This window comes from Bacteroides sp. 224, assembly GCF_010500995.1.
Taxonomy (GTDB): Bacteria; Bacteroidota; Bacteroidia; order Bacteroidales; family Bacteroidaceae; genus Bacteroides.
Window position 1 is genome coordinate 23456 of record NZ_QVMK01000024.1, and the last position, 19250, is coordinate 42705.

The 19250-nt window shown below is 39.4% G+C and carries 17 protein-coding genes and 1 pseudogene; 9 read left to right on the forward strand and 9 right to left on the reverse strand.

Annotated elements, in window-relative coordinates:
• Positions 1–6 precede the first annotated feature (6 nt).
• Complete coding sequence (locus D0T60_RS11830; RefSeq protein WP_163218371.1) at positions 7–957, reverse strand: SPFH domain-containing protein; 951 nt, start codon at positions 955–957, stop codon at positions 7–9.
• A gap of 132 nt (positions 958–1089) precedes the next feature.
• Here D0T60_RS11830 and D0T60_RS11835 point away from each other — a divergent pair, with 132 nt between their 5' ends.
• A complete protein-coding gene (locus D0T60_RS11835; RefSeq protein WP_239059557.1) occupies positions 1090–2412 on the forward strand; it encodes a MutS-related protein in 1323 nt (440 codons plus the stop codon).
• Between the two features lie 50 nt (positions 2413–2462).
• Here the strand turns inward: D0T60_RS11835 and D0T60_RS11840 are convergent, their stop codons facing one another.
• On the reverse strand, positions 2463–3020 hold the full coding sequence (locus D0T60_RS11840; RefSeq protein ID WP_163218372.1) for a hypothetical protein: 558 nt from the start codon (positions 3018–3020) through the stop codon (positions 2463–2465).
• 154 nt (positions 3021–3174) lie between these two features.
• Complete coding sequence (locus D0T60_RS11845) at positions 3175–4338, reverse strand: MalY/PatB family protein (protein ID WP_163218373.1); 1164 nt, start codon at positions 4336–4338, stop codon at positions 3175–3177.
• 81 nt (positions 4339–4419) lie between these two features.
• Between D0T60_RS11845 and D0T60_RS11850 the strand changes: the two genes are divergently transcribed.
• The 4 genes from D0T60_RS11850 to D0T60_RS11865 all read left to right on the forward strand — a co-directional run bounded on the left by D0T60_RS11850 (position 4420) and on the right by D0T60_RS11865 (position 10536).
• Positions 4420–5196 carry a Cof-type HAD-IIB family hydrolase gene (locus D0T60_RS11850; protein WP_163218374.1) on the forward strand — a complete coding sequence of 259 codons (777 nt, stop codon included), beginning with the start codon at positions 4420–4422 and terminating at the stop codon, positions 5194–5196.
• Positions 5197–5279: 83 nt separating this feature from the next.
• On the forward strand, positions 5280–7286 hold the full coding sequence (locus D0T60_RS11855) for an AAA family ATPase (RefSeq protein WP_163218375.1): 2007 nt from the start codon (positions 5280–5282) through the stop codon (positions 7284–7286).
• Positions 7287–7305: 19 nt separating this feature from the next.
• Positions 7306–9807, forward strand: coding sequence for an AsmA family protein (locus D0T60_RS11860; protein WP_163218376.1), 2502 nt, complete (start codon positions 7306–7308; stop codon positions 9805–9807).
• A gap of 117 nt (positions 9808–9924) precedes the next feature.
• The gene (locus D0T60_RS11865; RefSeq protein WP_163218377.1) at positions 9925–10536 is read left to right on the forward strand and encodes an L-threonylcarbamoyladenylate synthase; all 612 of its coding nucleotides are present in this window, start codon (positions 9925–9927) and stop codon (positions 10534–10536) included.
• Positions 10537–10785: 249 nt separating this feature from the next.
• Here the strand turns inward: D0T60_RS11865 and D0T60_RS11870 are convergent, their stop codons facing one another.
• The 5 genes from D0T60_RS11870 to D0T60_RS11890 form a co-directional block, all read right to left on the reverse strand.
• The gene (locus D0T60_RS11870) at positions 10786–11925 is read right to left on the reverse strand and encodes an acyltransferase (protein ID WP_163218378.1); all 1140 of its coding nucleotides are present in this window, start codon (positions 11923–11925) and stop codon (positions 10786–10788) included.
• Positions 11926–12127: 202 nt separating this feature from the next.
• Positions 12128–12964 carry a hypothetical protein gene (locus tag D0T60_RS11875; protein ID WP_163218379.1) on the reverse strand — a complete coding sequence of 279 codons (837 nt, stop codon included), beginning with the start codon at positions 12962–12964 and terminating at the stop codon, positions 12128–12130.
• Positions 12965–12966: 2 nt separating this feature from the next.
• Positions 12967–13341 (reverse strand): GntR family transcriptional regulator, encoded by a 375-nt coding sequence (locus D0T60_RS11880; protein ID WP_163218380.1) that lies wholly within the window; start codon positions 13339–13341, stop codon positions 12967–12969.
• A gap of 3 nt (positions 13342–13344) precedes the next feature.
• Positions 13345–14199, reverse strand: coding sequence for a hypothetical protein (locus D0T60_RS11885; protein WP_163218381.1), 855 nt, complete (start codon positions 14197–14199; stop codon positions 13345–13347).
• 25 nt (positions 14200–14224) lie between these two features.
• On the reverse strand, positions 14225–15070 hold the full coding sequence (locus tag D0T60_RS11890) for an ATP-binding cassette domain-containing protein (protein ID WP_163218382.1): 846 nt from the start codon (positions 15068–15070) through the stop codon (positions 14225–14227).
• 667 nt (positions 15071–15737) lie between these two features.
• Here D0T60_RS11890 and D0T60_RS11895 point away from each other — a divergent pair.
• Both D0T60_RS11895 and D0T60_RS11900 read left to right on the forward strand, forming a co-directional pair.
• On the forward strand, positions 15738–16133 hold the full coding sequence (locus D0T60_RS11895; protein ID WP_163218383.1) for an HU family DNA-binding protein: 396 nt from the start codon (positions 15738–15740) through the stop codon (positions 16131–16133).
• Positions 16130–18214, forward strand: coding sequence for a BT4734/BF3469 family protein (locus tag D0T60_RS11900; RefSeq protein WP_163218384.1), 2085 nt, complete (start codon positions 16130–16132; stop codon positions 18212–18214). The genes D0T60_RS11895 and D0T60_RS11900 overlap by 4 nt, the downstream gene beginning before the upstream one ends.
• A 56-nt stretch (positions 18215–18270) precedes the next feature.
• Here D0T60_RS11900 and D0T60_RS19055 read toward each other — a convergent pair.
• Positions 18271–18531, reverse strand: a pseudogene (locus tag D0T60_RS19055) (transposase); the annotation flags it as partial.
• Positions 18532–18543: 12 nt separating this feature from the next.
• Here D0T60_RS19055 and D0T60_RS18955 point away from each other — a divergent pair.
• Together D0T60_RS18955 and D0T60_RS11905 are read left to right on the forward strand one after the other, a co-directional pair.
• Complete coding sequence (locus D0T60_RS18955) at positions 18544–18675, forward strand: hypothetical protein (protein ID WP_255491680.1); 132 nt, start codon at positions 18544–18546, stop codon at positions 18673–18675.
• Positions 18676–18685: 10 nt separating this feature from the next.
• Complete coding sequence (locus D0T60_RS11905; protein WP_163218385.1) at positions 18686–19108, forward strand: hypothetical protein; 423 nt, start codon at positions 18686–18688, stop codon at positions 19106–19108.
• Positions 19109–19250 lie beyond the last annotated feature (142 nt).

The following is a 19250-nucleotide window of genomic DNA, read 5'->3' on the forward strand; positions in this document are numbered from 1 at the left end:
GATGTATTAATGATGTAATGTACCTGTATTCACCACCGGTTGAGCAGCTTCATCTGCACACAGTACCACCAATAGATTACTAACCATGGCTGCTTTCTTTTCTTCGTCCAGCTCCACAATATCTTCTTCCGAAAGCTTAGTTAAGGCCATCTTAACCATAGAAACAGCTCCTTCTACAATCTTTTCGCGAGCAGAAATAATAGCAGAAGCTTGTTGACGGCGAAGCATTACTGCTGCAATTTCCGGAGCATAAGCCAGATAGTTCAAACGAGCTTCCACCACTTCCATACCGGCCATAGCCAATCGTTCGTTTAGTTTCTTCTCCAGTTCCTCATTGATTTCATCACCACCGGAACGAAGCGTCAATTCGTTGGATTCACCCTCATCATTATCATCATAAGAATATTGTCCGGCTACTTCGCGCAAAGCTGCATCACTCTGAATCTTAACAAAATTTTCAAAAGCGTCCATTCTTCCGGCCACGGCAAGTGTCTTACCGGGAACAGAGTTCCCTGCTGCCATGGTTTGAGCATCAATTTCGAACATAGCTTTATAGGTGTCTTTCAGTTTCCATACCAATACAAGACCAATCATTATAGGATTACCTACCTTATCGTTCACCTTTATCGGTTCTACATCCAGATTACGAGCACGAAGGGAAAGACCTTTTTTACTAAGGAAAGGATTTACCCAAAAGAACCCCGTTTCTTTAAAGGTTCCTTTATACTTACCAAAGAATACCATTACGCAAGCCTTATTCGGCTCAAGCGAAATAAATCCGGCAGAACCAATACATGCAAGAGTAACCCCTGTAAGTCCTAATGCAAAGGCTATTCCTCCTATTTCTTTAACAAGAGTAAACGCCCAGATACTACCTGCTAATAACAATATAAGCACAAAGAGCATAACAAAACCATTTGTTGCTCCACCTTTAAAATCTTTTTCTTTTGCTTCCATAAATTGATTAGATTATGATATTATTTTGATATCACAAATATATCGTCATTTTTTGAGAAAGCAAGAAATAAATCAATATTTAACGTTCTTTATATCAGCATGTAAAAGGTTAAATTCGAAGATTACATATATTTGGAAAAACCAATTGTCTATGCCATGTATTTATCTTCCGACAAACAGACGTTGAATGATCTTGCAATTGTTGAGAATAACCACAATGAGAAGATTTTATTTTCATTATTTAAGCATGCGGAAACAGATGGAGGCAATAAATGCATAGAGAATTGGCTGTATTCTCCCTTAAAGAACGAGAAACTTATCAATGAACGATTGGAAGCTGTTTTTTGCACCAATCTTCCTACACTTACATTTGATAGAGATGAATTAGACTTCATTGAGTTTTACATGAGTAGCAATGATACTCCGGTAGATTCTTCTATATTATCTTCGTATGCCATGGCTGCATGGAGACTTCTCCGACGAGATCCCCAAAGATATATTGTAAGACGAGGCATTGATTTTTTAATTGCTCAAATTAGAAAGCTATATACTTATTCCAAAGAAATAAATGACGAGCATCCTATTATTATTAAAACTTTCAGCAAAGAGATCAAGAATATAGCTGAAAGTTCGAAACTTAAACCCCTTATTCATACGATTCAGATGCCGGATGACCCTCATTATATTGATCAAATTGATTATATTCTCCGTTATGAATATTCAAATACAGTAAGAACACTATTAAATATCGTTTATTCCATAGATGCTATTCAAACACTCAGAAGAACGGCACAAAAGAGAGGCTACTGTCGCCCACAAATATTACGTCATTCCCCACTCCGGTTGAAAGACTTCTATCATCCGTGCCTTAAATCTCCGGTAGAAAACAGTTGGGATATGGAACATAGCACTATTTGTTTATTCACAGGTTCAAATATGGCAGGAAAATCAACTACATTGAAATCTATTTCCATCGCGGTGTGGCTTGCTCATTGCGGATTCCCGGTTCCGGCATTGGCTATGAATTGTCCGGTATTCGATCACATTTATACCTCCATCAACCTGAGTGATTCTTTAAAAGGAAGAAAAAGCCATTTCTATACGGAGGTATTACGAGTAAAAGAAATATTAAACAAGGTTTCGCCAGATGAATCTTCTTTTATTCTGTTTGATGAATTATTTCGCGGCACCAATGCTAAAGATGCTTTTGAAGCTTCTGATGCAGTTATCGACATTCTTAAACAACGTGCCAATAGCATTTTTCTAATTTCTACACATATAATAGAATTGGCGTTCAAATATCAACCTGACAAAAAATGCAGTTTCTATTATATGCATTCAAAGATTAAAAATGATAAATTAAATTGTTACTATACACTTAAGAAAGGTATCTCGGAATCTCGTGTAGGATATTGGATTGTAAAAAAGGAGTTGATGAGTGAGGATCAAAAATAAAGCCACCCTTTTAAGAGGTGGCTTAAACATTTTATTTTTGCACTATTTGCTTATCCGGCTATAGCATTTACTGTTTCTTTCACAGTTTGCAAAATAGCTGTTGTTGCTTTAGCTTGGTAAACTGCTTCTTCAGCAACCAACTTCACTACTGCCTGAGAGTATTTCAATGATTTAGTTCCTTTGGCAATTTTAATAGGGCTCTTTAATTTCTTCACATCTTGAAGAGCATTCAAAGCTGTAGTTCCAAGGCTTGCAGCAGCAGTTCCTTGTTTTTCAATTCTTTTCAAAAGAGCTTCGCAATGTTTTTCTGATGGGAATATTTCTCCTTCTTCAGCTTCGGTAGCTTCTTCGCCTTCTACTTCTTCTCCTCTTAAACGAGCATTAAATTTTTCAATTTCTTGTGTTATGGCAAGAGCTTCTTGCAACATAGCGGTAGCTTCATCTGCTAATTGGTCGATAGCTTCAACTCCAACTTTATCAGGAGCTTCCATTTTTTCTAATTTCTCGCAGCGTTCTTTAGAGGCTTGTACGTCTTCTGGTGTTTGTGCACTCAAATTTCCTGTTGCTAACAACACTAAACTCATAGTAAAAAACAGTAGTTTTTTCATCGTTATAATTTTAATGATTTTCCCTTACTCTATTTGGTTTTCAGGATCCCCATATTTCATTATTTGTTCTATCGTATTACTTTTATTAAGAGATCGCAAATATAACACCTTTTCAGTTATTTAGAAGAAAAATAATTAAATTTAATCACTTTTATTAACGATAAGCCTCTCTGAGTTGATTGAGCGCCCGCTCCAACACGCTTCTCGGCGTAGCTACATTGATTCGCATAAACCCGGCTCCTTCTTTCCCGAACATGGCTCCTTCATTTAATGCAAGATGCGCACCATCTTCGAAGAACTTAATTAAATCCGGTTGAGAAAGTCCTAATTCCCTACAATCCATAAAAACTAAGTAAGAAGCTTGTGGACGAATCATTTTTATTTTCGGAGTATACTCTTTCAGGAAGCTTTCCAAATAATCAATATTTGCACTTACATACGCCAGCATCTGATCCAACCATTCGGTACCATTGCTATAAGCGGCTGCTACTGTGATGAAAGCAAATAGATGTCCGCTATCCAATTCGGCTGCTGCAACATATTCTTGAAATTTAGCTCTTAATGCCTCATTTTCAATTATACAATAAGAACTTGAAAGACCGGGCATATTAAACGCTTTGCTGGGCGACATAAATACGATGGAGTTATTACGTGCTTCTTCAGACACATTAGCAAAAGGATGATGCACATAAGGAGCCAATGTCAAATCAGCATGAATTTCGTCGGAAACCACAAGTACATTATTCTCATAACAGATATGTGCTACTTCTTCCAGCTCCTCTTTTGTCCAGACTCTTCCTCCCGGATTATGAGGATTGCAAAGAATAAATAGCTTACAGCCTTTAATCTGTTTTCTGAAGTTCTCCATATCCATTCGGTATTGTCCATCTTCCAGAATCAACGGATTCCAGACTACTTCCCGGTGGTTATGCTCTGTCACCAAGAAAAAAGGATGATAAACAGGAGGTTGCACCATCACCTTATCTCCCGGTTGGGTGAAACACTGAATGGCAAGCCCCAAGCCGGTAACAATTCCGGGCGTATAAGTCAGCATATTAGCGCTGATCTTCCAATCATAACGTTCTTTCAGCCAGTTTATAATAGATACATACCAGTCTTTCGACTTTATGGTATATCCTAATATCTCATTCTCCAATCTTTTCTTTATGGCATCAACTACAAATGGAGCTGTACGAAAATCCATGTCGGCTACCCACAACGGAATCAAGTCTGTTCTTCCCCAACGTTCGGCCAGGGCTTCTACTTTCACCGCGTCCGTATGACTACGGTCTATTATTTCATCAAAATTATATTTCATACCATGGGTTTCTTTTGGTTTACTCCTACAAAAATAGCAATAATTGCGTACCTTTGCCCCTAATAAACAAAACGATTAACTATGATTAAAGCTCTTTTTTTCGACATAGATGGTACATTGGTCAGCTTTAAGACACACTGCATTCCCCAATCTACCATCGACGCCATCAATGAAGTTCGCAAAAAGGGTATCAAGGTATTTATTGCCACCGGGCGTCCCAAGATTATAATAAACAATCTGGGCGATTTAAAGTTTGACGGCTTTATCACAATGAATGGCGCGTTCTGTTATATCGAAGATGAGGTTATTCATGAAAACAGCATACCCAATACAGACGTAAAAACAGCTGTTCAATTAGTTACCGATAGAAATATAACATGCGTATTCGTCACTGAAAATAAGATGAGTCTTGTGAATCCAAGCCAATTATCAGACGAATTTTCCAAAGATCTGGCTGTACAACAGTTGCCTCAAATCTCCATAGATGAAATCTTGCAGGAAGATATTTACCAGATGTCTCCCTTTATCACCTCGGAAGAGGAACCCGAATTCATGGCACAGATTCCCGGTTGCGAAGCCGGTCGCTGGCATCCAACATTTGTCGACGTAGTTGCTAAAGGAAACGGCAAAGACCGAGGCATAGATGAAGTTATTAAACGCATAGGTATAAAGCTTGAAGAAACAATGGCTTTTGGCGATGGAGGAAACGACATTAGCATGCTTCGTCATGCAGGCATCGGCGTAGCCATGGGTAATGCCAAAGATCATGTAAAAGCTGTAGCCAATTATGTGACTGATTCTGTAGACAATGATGGCATACTGAAAGCCCTAAAACACTTTAATTTAGTTGAGAATTGAGAGTTGAGAGTTGAGAATTACCATGCGGCATCGTAACTCTCAACTCTCAACTCTCAACTCTCAACTCCTAATTACTAAATCAAGTGAGTTTCACCATCGATACCGACAACAAAGAGTTTCAGGATGCACTCAACCTGATTCAATATACCAGCCATTCCGTATTTCTTACTGGGAAGGCAGGTACGGGTAAATCTACTTTTCTACGGTATATTTGCGAGAATACCAAGAAGAAACATGTGGTACTGGCTCCTACAGGTATCGCTGCCATCAATGCAGGCGGAAGTACAATGCATAGTTTCTTTAAACTTCCTTTTCACCCTTTGTTACCGGACGATCCTAACCTCAGCTTACAGAAAAACAGGATACACGAATTCCTGAAATACAATAAACAGCACCGCAAACTCATTGAGAAAACAGAACTGATTATTATAGATGAGATTTCTATGGTGCGGGTAGATATCATCGACAGCATTGACCGCATCTTGCGTGTTTACTCCCGTAACCTTCGTCAGCCTTTTGGCGGTAAACAGGTATTGTTGGTAGGAGATGTATATCAGTTGGAACCGGTAGTGAAAAGCGATGAAAGAGAAATTATCAATCGCTTCTACCCTACCCCTTATTTCTTCTCTGCCCGTGTTTTTAATGAAATGGAATTAGTATCGATCGAACTTCGGAAGGTATATCGCCAAACAGACAGAGTATTTATCGATATACTGGACCGGATACGAAATAACACCACCAACGCCGTAGATCTTCAATTACTAAACACACGCTATCACACAGAAATCGAAGCGTCGGAGGAAGATATGTATATCACATTAGCCACCCGACGGGATAATGTAGATTTCATCAATGATAAAAAACTGGCCGAGCTACCCGGAGATCCGGTTGTATTTGAAGGAGAAATTACAGGACAGTTTCCCGAAAGTAGTCTACCTACCCCCAAAGACCTTGTGCTTAAGCCCGGTGCACAAATCATCTTTATTAAAAATGATTATGAACGCAGATGGGTAAACGGCACCATCGGAGTAGTTAGCGGTATTGACGAAGAAGGAACGATTTATGTAATTACCGACGACGGCAAAGAGTTTGACGTAAAAAAGGATTCCTGGCGAAACATTCGTTATAAATACAACGAAAAGAAAAAAGAAATCGAAGAAGAGGAGTTAGGGGTCTTTGTACAATACCCTATCCGATTGGCGTGGGCAATCACTATCCATAAGAGCCAGGGGCTTACCTTCCATCATGTAGTGATAGATTTCACCGGTGGCGTATTTGCCGGCGGACAAGCGTATGTGGCGTTAAGCCGATGCACCTCGTTGGAAGGTATTCAATTGAAAAAGCCTATCAGCCGGGCCGATGTTTTTGTGCGACCGGAAATTATTAGTTTCGCACAACGTTTCAACAACCGACAGAGCATCGACAAAGCATTGAAACAGGCACAGGCAGATGTTGAATATGCAGAAGCTTCCAAAGCGTTCGATGAAGGAGACTTTAAAAGTTTCCTCGATCATTTCTTTGTGGCTATACACGCACGTTATGACATTGAAAAGCCTATCATTAAACGACTGATACAAAAAAAGTTAGGCATCATCAACAAATTACGCGCACAAAACGTTGTATTGAAAGAACAGTTGCGGGTTCAACAAGAGCAAATGAAAAAGCTTGCTTACGAATATTTGCAGTTAGGCAATGATTCTATTACCTTAGCCAAAGATATTCGATCGGCCATTGCTAATTACGACAAGGCTATCAGCCTTTATCCTGAAATGACCGAAGCCTGGATACGCAAAGGAGTTACCCTCTTTAATAACAAGGATTATATGGAAGCAGAATCCTGTTTCAATACAGCCATTAAAACATCTCCCTCGGAATTTAAGGGTTATTACAATCGTGGCAAACTCCGGTTGGCAACTAATAATGTGGAAGGAGCCGTAGCAGATTTTGATAAAGCTACCTCACTCAACCCCGACCATGCAGGATCACATCAGCTTTTTGGTGATGCACTTTTAAGAAATGGAAAAGAAGACCTTGCCTCTATACATTGGCGACTTGCCGAAGAACTACAAAAGAAGAAAAAGAGAAAATAATTTTTAAAACACTATCAAAATGAAGAAAGGATTAACAATTGCAGCCATTATTGTAGGCGTATTATTAGTCATTATGATTATTCTACCTTTCGCTTTCCGCGGAAAGATTGAAGGAATAGTTAAAACAGAAGGTAATAAAATGCTGAATGCCCAATTTGACTTTAAAAGCCTAAGCATCAGCCTCTTCAAACACTTTCCAAAAGCCTCTGTTACCCTCAACGATTTTTGGCTAAAGGGTATCAACGAATTCGAAAACGACACTTTACTGAAAGCCGGCGAGCTTTCTGCTGCTGTTGATTTATTCTCCCTCTTTGGAGAAAACTTCGATATTTCCAGAATTTCTATCAAAGACACTTGGGCCAAAGCCATTGTATTGCCCGACGGAAAAGCAAACTGGGACATCATGAAAAGCGATGGAAGCGAAGAATCCACCGAAGAGGTAACTACCGAAGAGTCTGCTCTTTCCATCAGCTTAAAAGAATTAAGCATCAACAACCTGAACTTAATTTACGACGATCGCCAAGCCAATATGTATGCCGAAATAGCCAAACTATCGGGTGCTCTCTCCGGAAATCTGGGAAGCGACCAGACTACCTTGAAGATAGAAGCCGAAACGCCGGGAGTAACTTTCAAGACAGGAGGTGTTGCGCTGCTTAATGCTGTAAACTTCTACACTAAAATGAATGTAGATGCCGATCTTAAAAACAATAAATTCACGTTGGCGCAAAACGAATTCCGTCTGAATGCAATCAAAGCAGGCGTAGATGGTTGGGTAGAATTACAAGATCCCGCTATGGATATGGATTTGTCTTTGAATACCAACGAAGTAGGCTTTAAGGAAATCTTATCTTTGATACCTGCTATCTATGCCAACGACTTTAAGAATCTGCAAACCGATGGTACCGTTACCCTAAAAGCACATGCCAAAGGAATTATGCAAGGTGATACGCTTCCTCAGTTTAATGCTGCCCTGGAAGTTAAAAATGCCATGTTCCGCTATCCTTCCTTACCTGCCGGAGTCGATCAGATCAACATTGCAGCCTCTGCTAAAAATCCGGGTGGAAGTGCCGACTTAACCGAAATAAATATTAATTCGTTTAATTTCCGCATGGCCGGAAATCCGTTTAGCCTGACAGCAGAAGTTAAAACGCCTATCAGTGATGCCAACTTCAAAGGAAATGCCAAAGGTATTTTTGATTTAGGTAAAGTAAAAGACGTTTATCCGCTGGAAGATATGAAATTGAATGGAGTGGTAAATGCCGACTTATCCATAGAAGGAAGAATGTCGTATGTTGAAAAAGAACTGTACGACAAATTCATTGCTTCGGGAACAATTAAACTAACCGACATGAAACTGGCCTTGAAAGATATTCCGGATGTGGACATCAAACAATCACTGTTTACATTCACACCACAATATCTACAACTGAGCGAAACCACTGTAAATATCGGCAAGAACGATATCACTGCCGATACTCGTTTTGAGAACTACCTGGGGTATATCTTTAAAGATAAAACCATCAAAGGAACATTAAATATCCGTTCTAGCCATTTCAACCTCAACGATTTCATGTCCGGAGAGGTCGACACTACTGCCGTAGCAGCTACAGACACCACCGCCATGACTCTAATTGAAATTCCTAAGAACATCGACTTCAACATGACAGCCAACATGAAGCAAGTATTGTTTGATAAAATGGTATTCAATAACGTAAACGGACAGCTTCTTGTAAAAGATGGCAAGGTGGATATGAAGAACCTTTCTACCAACACAATGGGAGGTAATGTAGTTATCAACGGTTACTATTCTACCACAAACATTAAAGATCCTCGCATGAATGCTGCTTTCCGCATGACCGACCTGAGTTTCTCGCAAACTTACAAAGAGCTTGCCATGGTGCAAAAAATGGCTCCTATCTTCGAGAACCTGAAAGGAACTTTCTCGGGTAATATGTCGATCAATACCCAATTGGATAACCAGATGAGCCCGGTACTACCGTCTTTACAAGGTTCCGGAAACTTATCGACCAAAAACATGGAACTAAGCGGTGTGAAAGCTATTGATGCCATTGCCGATGCAGTTAAGAAACCGGAAATGAAAGAAATGCATGTAAAAGATATGAATTTGGCTTTTGATATTAAAGACGGAAGAATAACTACCGACCCCTTCGATATTAAGTGGAAAGATTATGTACTGAATCTATCCGGTTCTACAGGCCTTGACCAAACTATTAATTATACCGGAAAAGTTAAACTGCCGGAATCTACAGGAGTAGGCAAATACACTACATTGGATTTGAAAATCGGAGGTGAGTTCTCTTCCCCCAAAGTATCTGTAGATATGGAAAGTATGGCCAAACAAGCTGTGGAAGTAGCCAAAGATAAGCTATTGGATAAGTTGGGAGATAAACTGGGATTAAGTTCCAAAGATTCTACCCAAACTACCACAAAAGAGGAGCAAAAAGAAGAAGCCGTGAAAAAAGGGATTGATGCTTTAAAAGGATTAATAAAGAAGAAATAATTTTTTTTAGTTTATAGTTTGGAGTTTGGAGTTTATAGTTACCTTGCAGCATTGTAACTATAAACTATAAACTCCAAACCAAAAACTCCAAACTATAAACTATAAACTTAAACCAACATGTTACTCAAACTCTACGACAAGAACAATAACCCTCAGGATTTGCAAGAGATTGTAGATATTCTGAATAATGGTGGAATTATTATTTATCCCACCGATACTGTTTATGCTATTGGTTGCCATGGTTTGAAAGAGCGTGCTATCGAACAGATTTGCAGGATTAAGGATATCAATCCGAAGAAAAACAATCTTTCCATTATTTGTACCGACCTTAGCATGGTAAGCGAATACGCCAAGATGAGTAATGATACATTTAAGTTATTGAAGAAAAACCTGCCAGGCCCTTTCACCTTTATATTAAAGACAGGCAATAATCTGCCCAAAATATTCAAAAACCGCAAAGAAGTAGGTATTCGTATTCCCAACTCACCAATAATCAACGAAATATCCCGTTTATTGGAAGCCCCCATCATGACTTCTTCTTTACCTTACAACAGTGATGATGATATTGAATACATCACTCACCCCGAACTGATTGAAGAAAAGTTTGGCGAACTTGTCGATTTAGTAATTGATGGAGGTATTGGTGATACCGAACGTTCTACCATTGTAAACTGCACAGAGGATGAGCCGGAAATTATCAGGCATGAGAAAGGGGAAATTTCCTGGTAATATTTTATCCTCCTCCGTTATTCCCTACACAAAAATATCACATCGCCATTCGATTACCATTTATACACCAACCCAAAGACACTTCTCAGAGAATCCCCTCGGGGATTCAATTTGAATAACCCCCAGTGAAGCGCAGCGACTGGGGGGATTTGGTAGCGCCATCTTACCACCAACCCCGAAGTGGGTTGAATCAGAATTTATCTCTTACGCTCATCATCGAAGAATTTCCTTTCCCCCACAAAAGTCCAATTATTCCCCCTTCTTCTTCAAAAACCTCTTACTCAAAAACGCACGAACCGGTTCATCATAAAGTTTCAAACTAATATAAGCCAACAAAATACATCCTATCACTAACGCGATAGCTCCGGGTAAAGATTCTCCAAAAGTAAGATTCTCATTTTTAACCCAAGCATAATATAGATAAATGAAAGGATAATGCACCATGTATAAAGGATAAGAGATATCTCCCAGAAACTTGCAGATGCGAACCGTATATTTATCGGTAGTTTTGCCCGAAGCACCTAAAAAAACGATAAGCGGAAAGAACACAGCAAAACAGATGGTTTCATATAACCCATTCATCCAAAGATGTTCGGCACCTCCAATACGCGGCACAGCCAACAAGGCAACTACCAACAAACTACATAACCAGAATGCCCCTTTTATATGAACCGGTTTAAAGATACGGGATAAAAGCAAACCTGCCGAGAAAGAGAAAAGCAAGCGGAGAGAACCTCCGGTAAACTCGATCCCTGTTAATTGAAAGCCGGCACAGATATCTCCAAGAGGTCCGAAGATGGCGAATGTAGCCAACCCACACCCGGCTATGGCAACCAATACTGCAAGAGCCTTGGTAGAAAGCCTGCGAATAAACAACGCATACAGTACATTCCCGATATATTCGAAGAACAAAGACCATGTAGGTCCATTCAACGGGTACATTTCTCCTAATCCTCTGACTTCCATTCCGGGAGTAGAGGGTATCAGCAAAGCATTTAGTAATGTGCCTAACAAAAGTGCGCCGATTGTAACTTTCGAAACATCCCATACCTCGCATCCCTGAAAATAAAACATCACCCCTCCTATGATAGCTCCTATAACCACCATCGGTTGCAGACGAATGATTCGACGTTTCAGGAAATCCATTGTTTTCATGGTTTTCCAACGGTCGTCATAAGCATACCCTACCACAAAACCGGATAACATAAAAAAGAAATCTACCGCCAGATAGCCGTGGTTGATCGTTTGATCCAGATGGCTGGTGGCAAAAGCTTCGAATAGGTGAAAGCAGACTACCGTAATGGCTGCTATTCCGCGCAACCCGTCGAGAATATTATAATGCGGTTTGGTATCTGCAAAGGCAGCAGAGGGGGTTTGTTTTTCGATCATGAGATTAGATATTGATTTCTGATTTTACTATTATCTCACAAAAGTAGATATTCGGTGGTAGATATTGTGGATTAAGCCGGGTAAAAGCAATAAAGAATGTTAAGGGGGATTGATAAGAAAAGCCAAACAAAGAACAGTATGCACCGTTATGGGTGGTTGTTTGTCTTTGTTTGGCTAAGAGTGAATAGTTTAGTGTATGGAGCTATTTAAATTTTACTTGAAGGGAATCACCGGATTCGACCCTTATTTCCAGTCTTGCATCTTTGTTTTTAGGGTGCCAGTTTATGACTTTCGCACTCTTTTTAGAACGTTCCAAATAGTTATACCCTTCCCCTGTCAAATTTTCCACATCGATCTCACTGTTTATTATTTCCCTATGTCCAATACAGCTAAGATCAATATTTAATTCTTTGATTTGGCTATCTTTAAGTTGAAATGAATTATACCCTCCTCTTTGTATTGGTTCCAGCACATTCGCTTTACAGTTTGTCACATACATAGCAGATGTTGAATTTATTCTTATCAAATCCGTTTCCATATCTTCTATTTCAATAGCAACTCCATCCAAATTACTAAGAACATCCGCAAAGTTTCCATATAATGAAAAGTTTACTCCATCCAGAGCTGCATAATATTTTCTTGCTTCGTCATCTGTTTTTCCGTACTTTTCTTTTAACTTATTTATTTTCAGTTTTATAATTAAAGTATCATTGGAAGAAACGATATCCACAAATTGAGATAATTCTTCGGAAATAAATAATTTATTTCTTTGCTCTTCACTGGTAACAGGTGCAAGCTTAAATCTTCCTCTGGGATATATTTCTTTATAATTATATGCTCTTGGCTCTGAGTCCAACCAAACCGTCTTATAGGGAGAAACATCCAAACCAACTACATTCTCTTCTGATATAAAAGGGATATCCTTATATCCAGTGTTATAATCAACCCTATCCGTAAATGAAAACCCAATGATAAAACCAATCGATAGGACAAATACCGACCCGATAACACCTAATACTATCTTAGTTGTAAGTCTCATAACTACTTATTTTCTTGTTGTTTTATATATTGATTATACTTGCTGACGATCTCTTCGATTGGGATATTCAATAGCCGAATCTGCCTGAAGAACTCGTCAATCTCATGTTGAAGGAAATAGGTCTTTCGGATAGAAAGTATTTTCTTCACCGCACCTTCGGATACGAAATACCCGATACCTCGCTTATTGAATATTATTTCCGATTGCTGCAAATACTCAAACGAGCGCATTACCGTATTAATATTCACTTCCACGATGGAGGCATACTCACGAACGGAAGGTATCCGCTCCTCTTCTTTATACTTTCCGAGCAAAATCTCATCACAAATGCGCTCGGCTATCTGCAAATAGATTGCTTTATTATCTTTGAAGTTCATAATTTACCATCGTTTAATGATTTCGGATTCTTTGAAACGGAAGAAGGCAAGGGTCCAGTTGAACAGAGCCAAGAAAGCAAGTATACCGATAGCAAGACACACAGCTCCATCCTTATCTTGCAAAAAGACAATCGTATCGAAAGAGTTTATTACATTCCCGAATTGATTATAATCTTCATAGAAAAGCTGTATCGTCAAATTACAAATAAACAAGAACAAACCTGAGATAACTACCCCGGTAGCAAACGTCTTGAGAAATGTAGATTTCTGCCAAAAAGTACTACCCAGAATAAATAGTGATTGTATAAACAAACAGAATGTTAAGCAAAGCCAGAATAAAATCATCTCAGGAAAGAGGTAAGAGTGGTCATATTCTCCAACAGAAACCAATTTGCTTAAATCCATAAAAGGCACATCAAGATCCGGATACTTAATAGAACAAACAACTACCCGAAAGGCATCTGCAACCCATAAAGCAACAAAAAAAGCAAGCGTATAGCCCACTGTTAAAATCAACCAGCGCGAAAGGAACTTTTCAACGTTAGATGCAGGAAGAGTAAGATAAGTTATACGCTTAGTTTTGCTGTTCATTGGTTCCATTAAGGTAGAAGCCATTAGCACTCCAAACACTGCTAAATAAATGAAAGCCATTCTCAGCAATTGCAGATTCAACATTTCTAAACTATAATAGGAAGAGTGTTGCATATCCGACAAATATTCCATAGAATTCATTATCAATATCACCACCAACCCTCCAAAAAGTCCTGCAAACTGCACTATACTCCTTCTTTTCCAATTCTCTTGAAGATCTTTACCTAAAACCAGCCCAAAGCGTCTGATATCAAATATATTATTCATAATCTATTTTCGTTTTACTATAAAATTATTGTTCCGATTCAAACAAGGTTTTAATCTTATCCGGATTAGCCAATACCCCATTGAAAAGAGTTTCCAGATTGAGCGTGCTTTCTTCTCCCAACTCATTAAGTACAATGGCATTATAACCCATAATGGAAGGAGAAACATACAAGGCTTGTTCGGCATCTACAGTTTTTGCTCCATTTACAAAGTACATCTTTTGACCAATTTCCATAGATGAAGCATTCAATAATACTTCGTTATTATCGATAATAACTACATGCTCTATTAAGTTCTCCACATCCTGCACCTGATGGGTGGAGATGATAATTGTCCGGTCGTCCGTCATATTCGATGCAATGAACTTCTTGAACTGGCTTTTACCGGGAATGTCTAACCCATTGGTAGGTTCGTCCATAATAAGTAAGGAGGTGTTAGTGGCCAAGGCAAAGCTCATAAAAACTTTCTTCTTCTGCCCCATGGAAAGTGCTCCCAAATTTATTTCAGCAAATGCGTCCATCTCAAAATGTTTTAGATTCTCAACCAATTGCTCCTGACTGAAGTTAGGATAGAAAGGACTATTTATTTTGATGTACTTTTTCAAAGATATATTCGGCAAGTTAAACTCCTCCGGCACAATAAAAAGATCTTGGAGGGTGGAAGGATAGCGCTTCGACACATCTTCATTATTATAAAAGATCTTTCCTTTGCCGGGTTGAAGCAGTCCGGTCATTAAATAAAGCAAGGTCGATTTTCCTGCTCCGTTTTTACCCAGCAGACCGCAGATGCGGCCTTGTTCGATGTTCAAAGAGAAGTCCGTAAATACGTTCTTCTTTTTGTACTTAAAGGTGAGGTTCTCTACTCTAATCATAATGAATTAAATATTAATTAAGGGTATATAGTGTATTAGTCTAATAGTACATTGCAAATATAAAGAGTTTATTTAATAGGATGCAAGTAAAAAGCGAATATTTTCTAAAAAGCATTGAATCGAATAAAGAGTCAAACACGAATAATATGATACAACCAAACCGAATTTAAACCGCAGATTTCACCGATCTCACAGACCTTAAAATACGGATAAAGAAGATGGAAAACAACTCGTAATTTTAACGCATTAAATCGACTTCATTTGTACATAAATAGAAAAATACGTTATTTTATCTCCAGAAAGTTTTTCCTTCAAAAAAGTACCGCAAGTTCCACCAACGAATTAAAGCATTGATTATCAACCGTATTATAGGTGCAACTTTCAACAAAAAAGTTCCACCAAGTCCCACAAAAGTCCCACCTTTTTCGATTTTATTACATGAAATATTGTTTTATCCGCTCTTTTTCTATTTTGTTTTATCAATTAATTTACTTATCTTTGTCTATAAGAAAACAACTCCTACACCCGGGTGTACAGGGCGTGTAGATGCGGATATACAAACTCCGTACATCCGGGTGTGCCGGATACATACACCCGGGTATACAAAAAGAGAAGTAAGTTTTACAAAAAATAAAATAAAATAGCTAACACACAAAAAGAATATATTATGCAACTTTATGTAGTACGTTCCAAAACAGACAAAACAAAAGGAGAAGAAAAAAAGCGTTATTACGGAGTTCCTATCGTTTCCGGGCAAATTACCGAAGAAGAACTCGCCACAGAAATATGCGAACGTTGCTCGCTAACCCGTGGAGATGTATTAGCAGCCATCAGCGCGTTGAGCGATTCCATGCAAAATCATCTCTCTAATGGGTATAATGTAAAGCTCAAAGGCATCGGTCTGTTCTCCGTTTCCGGTAGTAGCGAAGGGGTAGATACCCCGGAAGAGTGCACGCCCGGCAAAATGAAAGCACAACGCATTTGCTTTAAAGCAGACAATACATTGCGCATTGTACTGGAGAAACTCAAATACAAACTAACCCACCGTAACAAAACAAAATGAAAATAACTACCTATAGAAATACGACTACAGGGCAGACTCAGCGCGTTCTTGAACTAGAAACGGCCTTGGAGAATATGCGCGGCGAAATAAAATCGAAACCGGTAACCATGCTGCGCCAAAACCTGGCATACACCTCCTCTGGCAAACGAAACGACTATGCCGAAAAACTACCCGTATTGGTATTCGGTGGTGTATTCCATAAAAAAGAAGGCAAACAGGAACTTACCACCTACAACGGATTGGTTCTGCTGGAAATCAATAACCTGGCCCACTTTAACGAAGCCGCCAAGCTTCGTAACTTAGCCTCTGGTCTTCCGCAAACCCTGATTGCCTTTATCGGTTCAAGTGGCAAAAGCGTAAAAATCATCGTTCCTTTTACATTGCCCAACAGCACTTTGCCACAGAGCCGGGAACTGATTGACCGCTTTCACGCACAAGCTTATCGAGATGCCGTGAAATGGTATCAACCTCAATTAAGGCGAGAGATTGAACTGAAAAAGCCAATGGTTGAGCGTGGATGTCGCTTATCATTCGATCCGGATTTATACCATAACCCCCACGCGGTAGCCATCCGAATAGACCAACCCCTACGTATGCCTGCGGAAACAACCTTCGAGGAGGCACAGCAGGCCATTGCCGACCCTCTACAAAGGTTGATACCCGGATACGAACGCAACCGGATTATCTCCACTCTCTTTGATACCTGCCTGGCAAATGCACTTAACGAAATAGAAAGAGTAGACTGGAAGGAGGACGAATTAAAACCTTTTTTCGTCACACTTGCACAGAATTGTTACCATTCGGGCATCCCCGAAGAAGAAGCAGTGAAGTGGACGCTTTTGCATCGCGACCTGAAGAATTACGAAATTCAAGTACGTGCCAATTTCCGAAGCAGTTATTCCACCTCCCGAAAGTTTGGCAGAAAGCCCTGCATTAGTGCCTCCATGACATTGGTAGCACAATTGGAAGAATTTATGCAAAGACGGTATCAATTCCGATACAACACCATCAAGGCGGTGGTGGAATACAGGGAGCTAAAATCGTTTTACTTCGACTTCCGTCCGCTAAGCAAACAGGCCATGAACAGTATTTCGCTCAATGCCACCTCCGAAGGCATCAATGCCTGGGACGCGGATGTAAAGCGCTACCTGCACTCCGACAGGGTACCTGTGTACGACCCTATCGAGAATTACCTTTTCTCCCTGCCACATTGGGATGGAAGAGATCGGATCAGAGAGCTGGCTCGTTGCATCACCTGCAACAATTCTCGTTGGCCGGACTTGTTCTACACCTGGTTTCTTTCCATGGTGGCGCATTGGCAGCAAATAGATCGTCGGCACGCCAACAGCACATTACCTTTATTGGTAGGTAATCAGGGATGCGGTAAATCGACTTTCTGCCTGAATCTACTTCCTCCCGAACTGCGCGATTACTATACGGATAGTATCGATTTCAGCAACCGCCGCAACGTGGAGTTGGCACTGGGTCGCTTCGCTTTAATTAATATGGATGAGTTCGATTCCATCAGTCCGTCGTATCAGGGTTTTATGAAACACATTCTTCAAAAAGCAGTGGTACAGACCCGTTTACCATACGCAGGTACTACCGATGCCATTCGTCGGTATGCAACCTTTATTGCTACGAGCAATAACTTCGATCTACTATCGGACCCTACGGGCAACCGCCGCTTTATCTGCGTAGAAGTGGAAGGCATTATTGATTATAGTCAACCGATTGATTACCGACAACTGTATGCGCAGGCCGTACATGCCATCCGCCAGAATGAAAGATATTGGTTCAGCCATGAAGAAGAAGCATACATCACTGCCTGCAACCAACGATTTTTGCGCACCCTACCGGAAGAGGAAATGGTGTATGCCTATTTTCAGGCACCTGCCAAAGGAGAAGCTTTCAAAGAACTTACTTGCACGGAAATGTTGGAACATATTCGGACGAAGCGTTCGGGATTCAGATATAGCCGGACGGCGGCTATGTCGCTGGGACGTTCGCTAAAGAATGTGTTTGAGGCGAGAAAGGCGAAGAGGGGGACGGTGTATAAGGTGAGGGAGAGGGGGGAATGATGGAAATATTTCAGTCTTTAAATAAAGATTTATTTTGGGAGTACAGTGATAATGTATCAGATTAATATTAAGGGGTTTGCTTTGACTGGAGTTAGCATGCATACTCTTTGGTTCTTCTGTTTTTCTGTCCAGAATGGGAAGTCCGAGTAGATTTTGTCTGCAAAGATATTCCTATCCGTAAGAGTATCTGCTACTTCTGTTTTGAGTACTGTCAAGTCGTTTTCTGTCGCAGAGGATATCATTAGTATTTCAGGAAATGGTAGTGTTCCTTCTCTTCTAAAAGCCAATGCGTGGAGTTTGAGTCCAAAGTAATACATATAATATCAACAATGGCAGATGGTATTAAATTTAGAGGATATAAACCTGATGAGTTATTATTAAAGAGAAATATTAAATTTGAAATAACAAATTATAAACCAGAAAATGGAATTTATAGTATAAGAATGCAACAAATAAAATAATTATAATAGAATGAAAAAATACAGACAGGAGCTTTTAGATAATTTTACTATAGAGGAATTGGAATCTTTCAATGACGAACAAATAGAAAAAGTTAGTATCAATGGATTAAAAGCCGAGTTGAGAATGAGAGAATCATCTAAGAAAGAAGATGAGCTAATTAAAAAATTTTGGTCAGAAGAATATTCTCAAATGAGTTTTTCCGACAAAATAAAGTATTGGGGAGCAGAACGTCATCAGAGTATGCGATGGCAGGAAGAAAGCGGCTATCCGGTTGAATGGTTATATACAAGAAAATGGCTCGAAGAAATGTTGGAAATAGAACCTGATTTTATGAAAATGCTACCAGATATCTATAATATGTGGGGTATGTCATTTGATTCTGAAAAAATTGATAAAGTTATTCAGGAACTTTATAAGGAGATAAAAGGATGAGATGGTTAGAATGTTATCACTTTCTCCTGTATACTATTTATTTTATAACCTGAATTCGGGATAATTTTCTCTTCCTCTTCAATACATCACAAGGCATAGTTATCGTGCTCACATTGGATTTTTCAATTGAGTATTTTTGTTT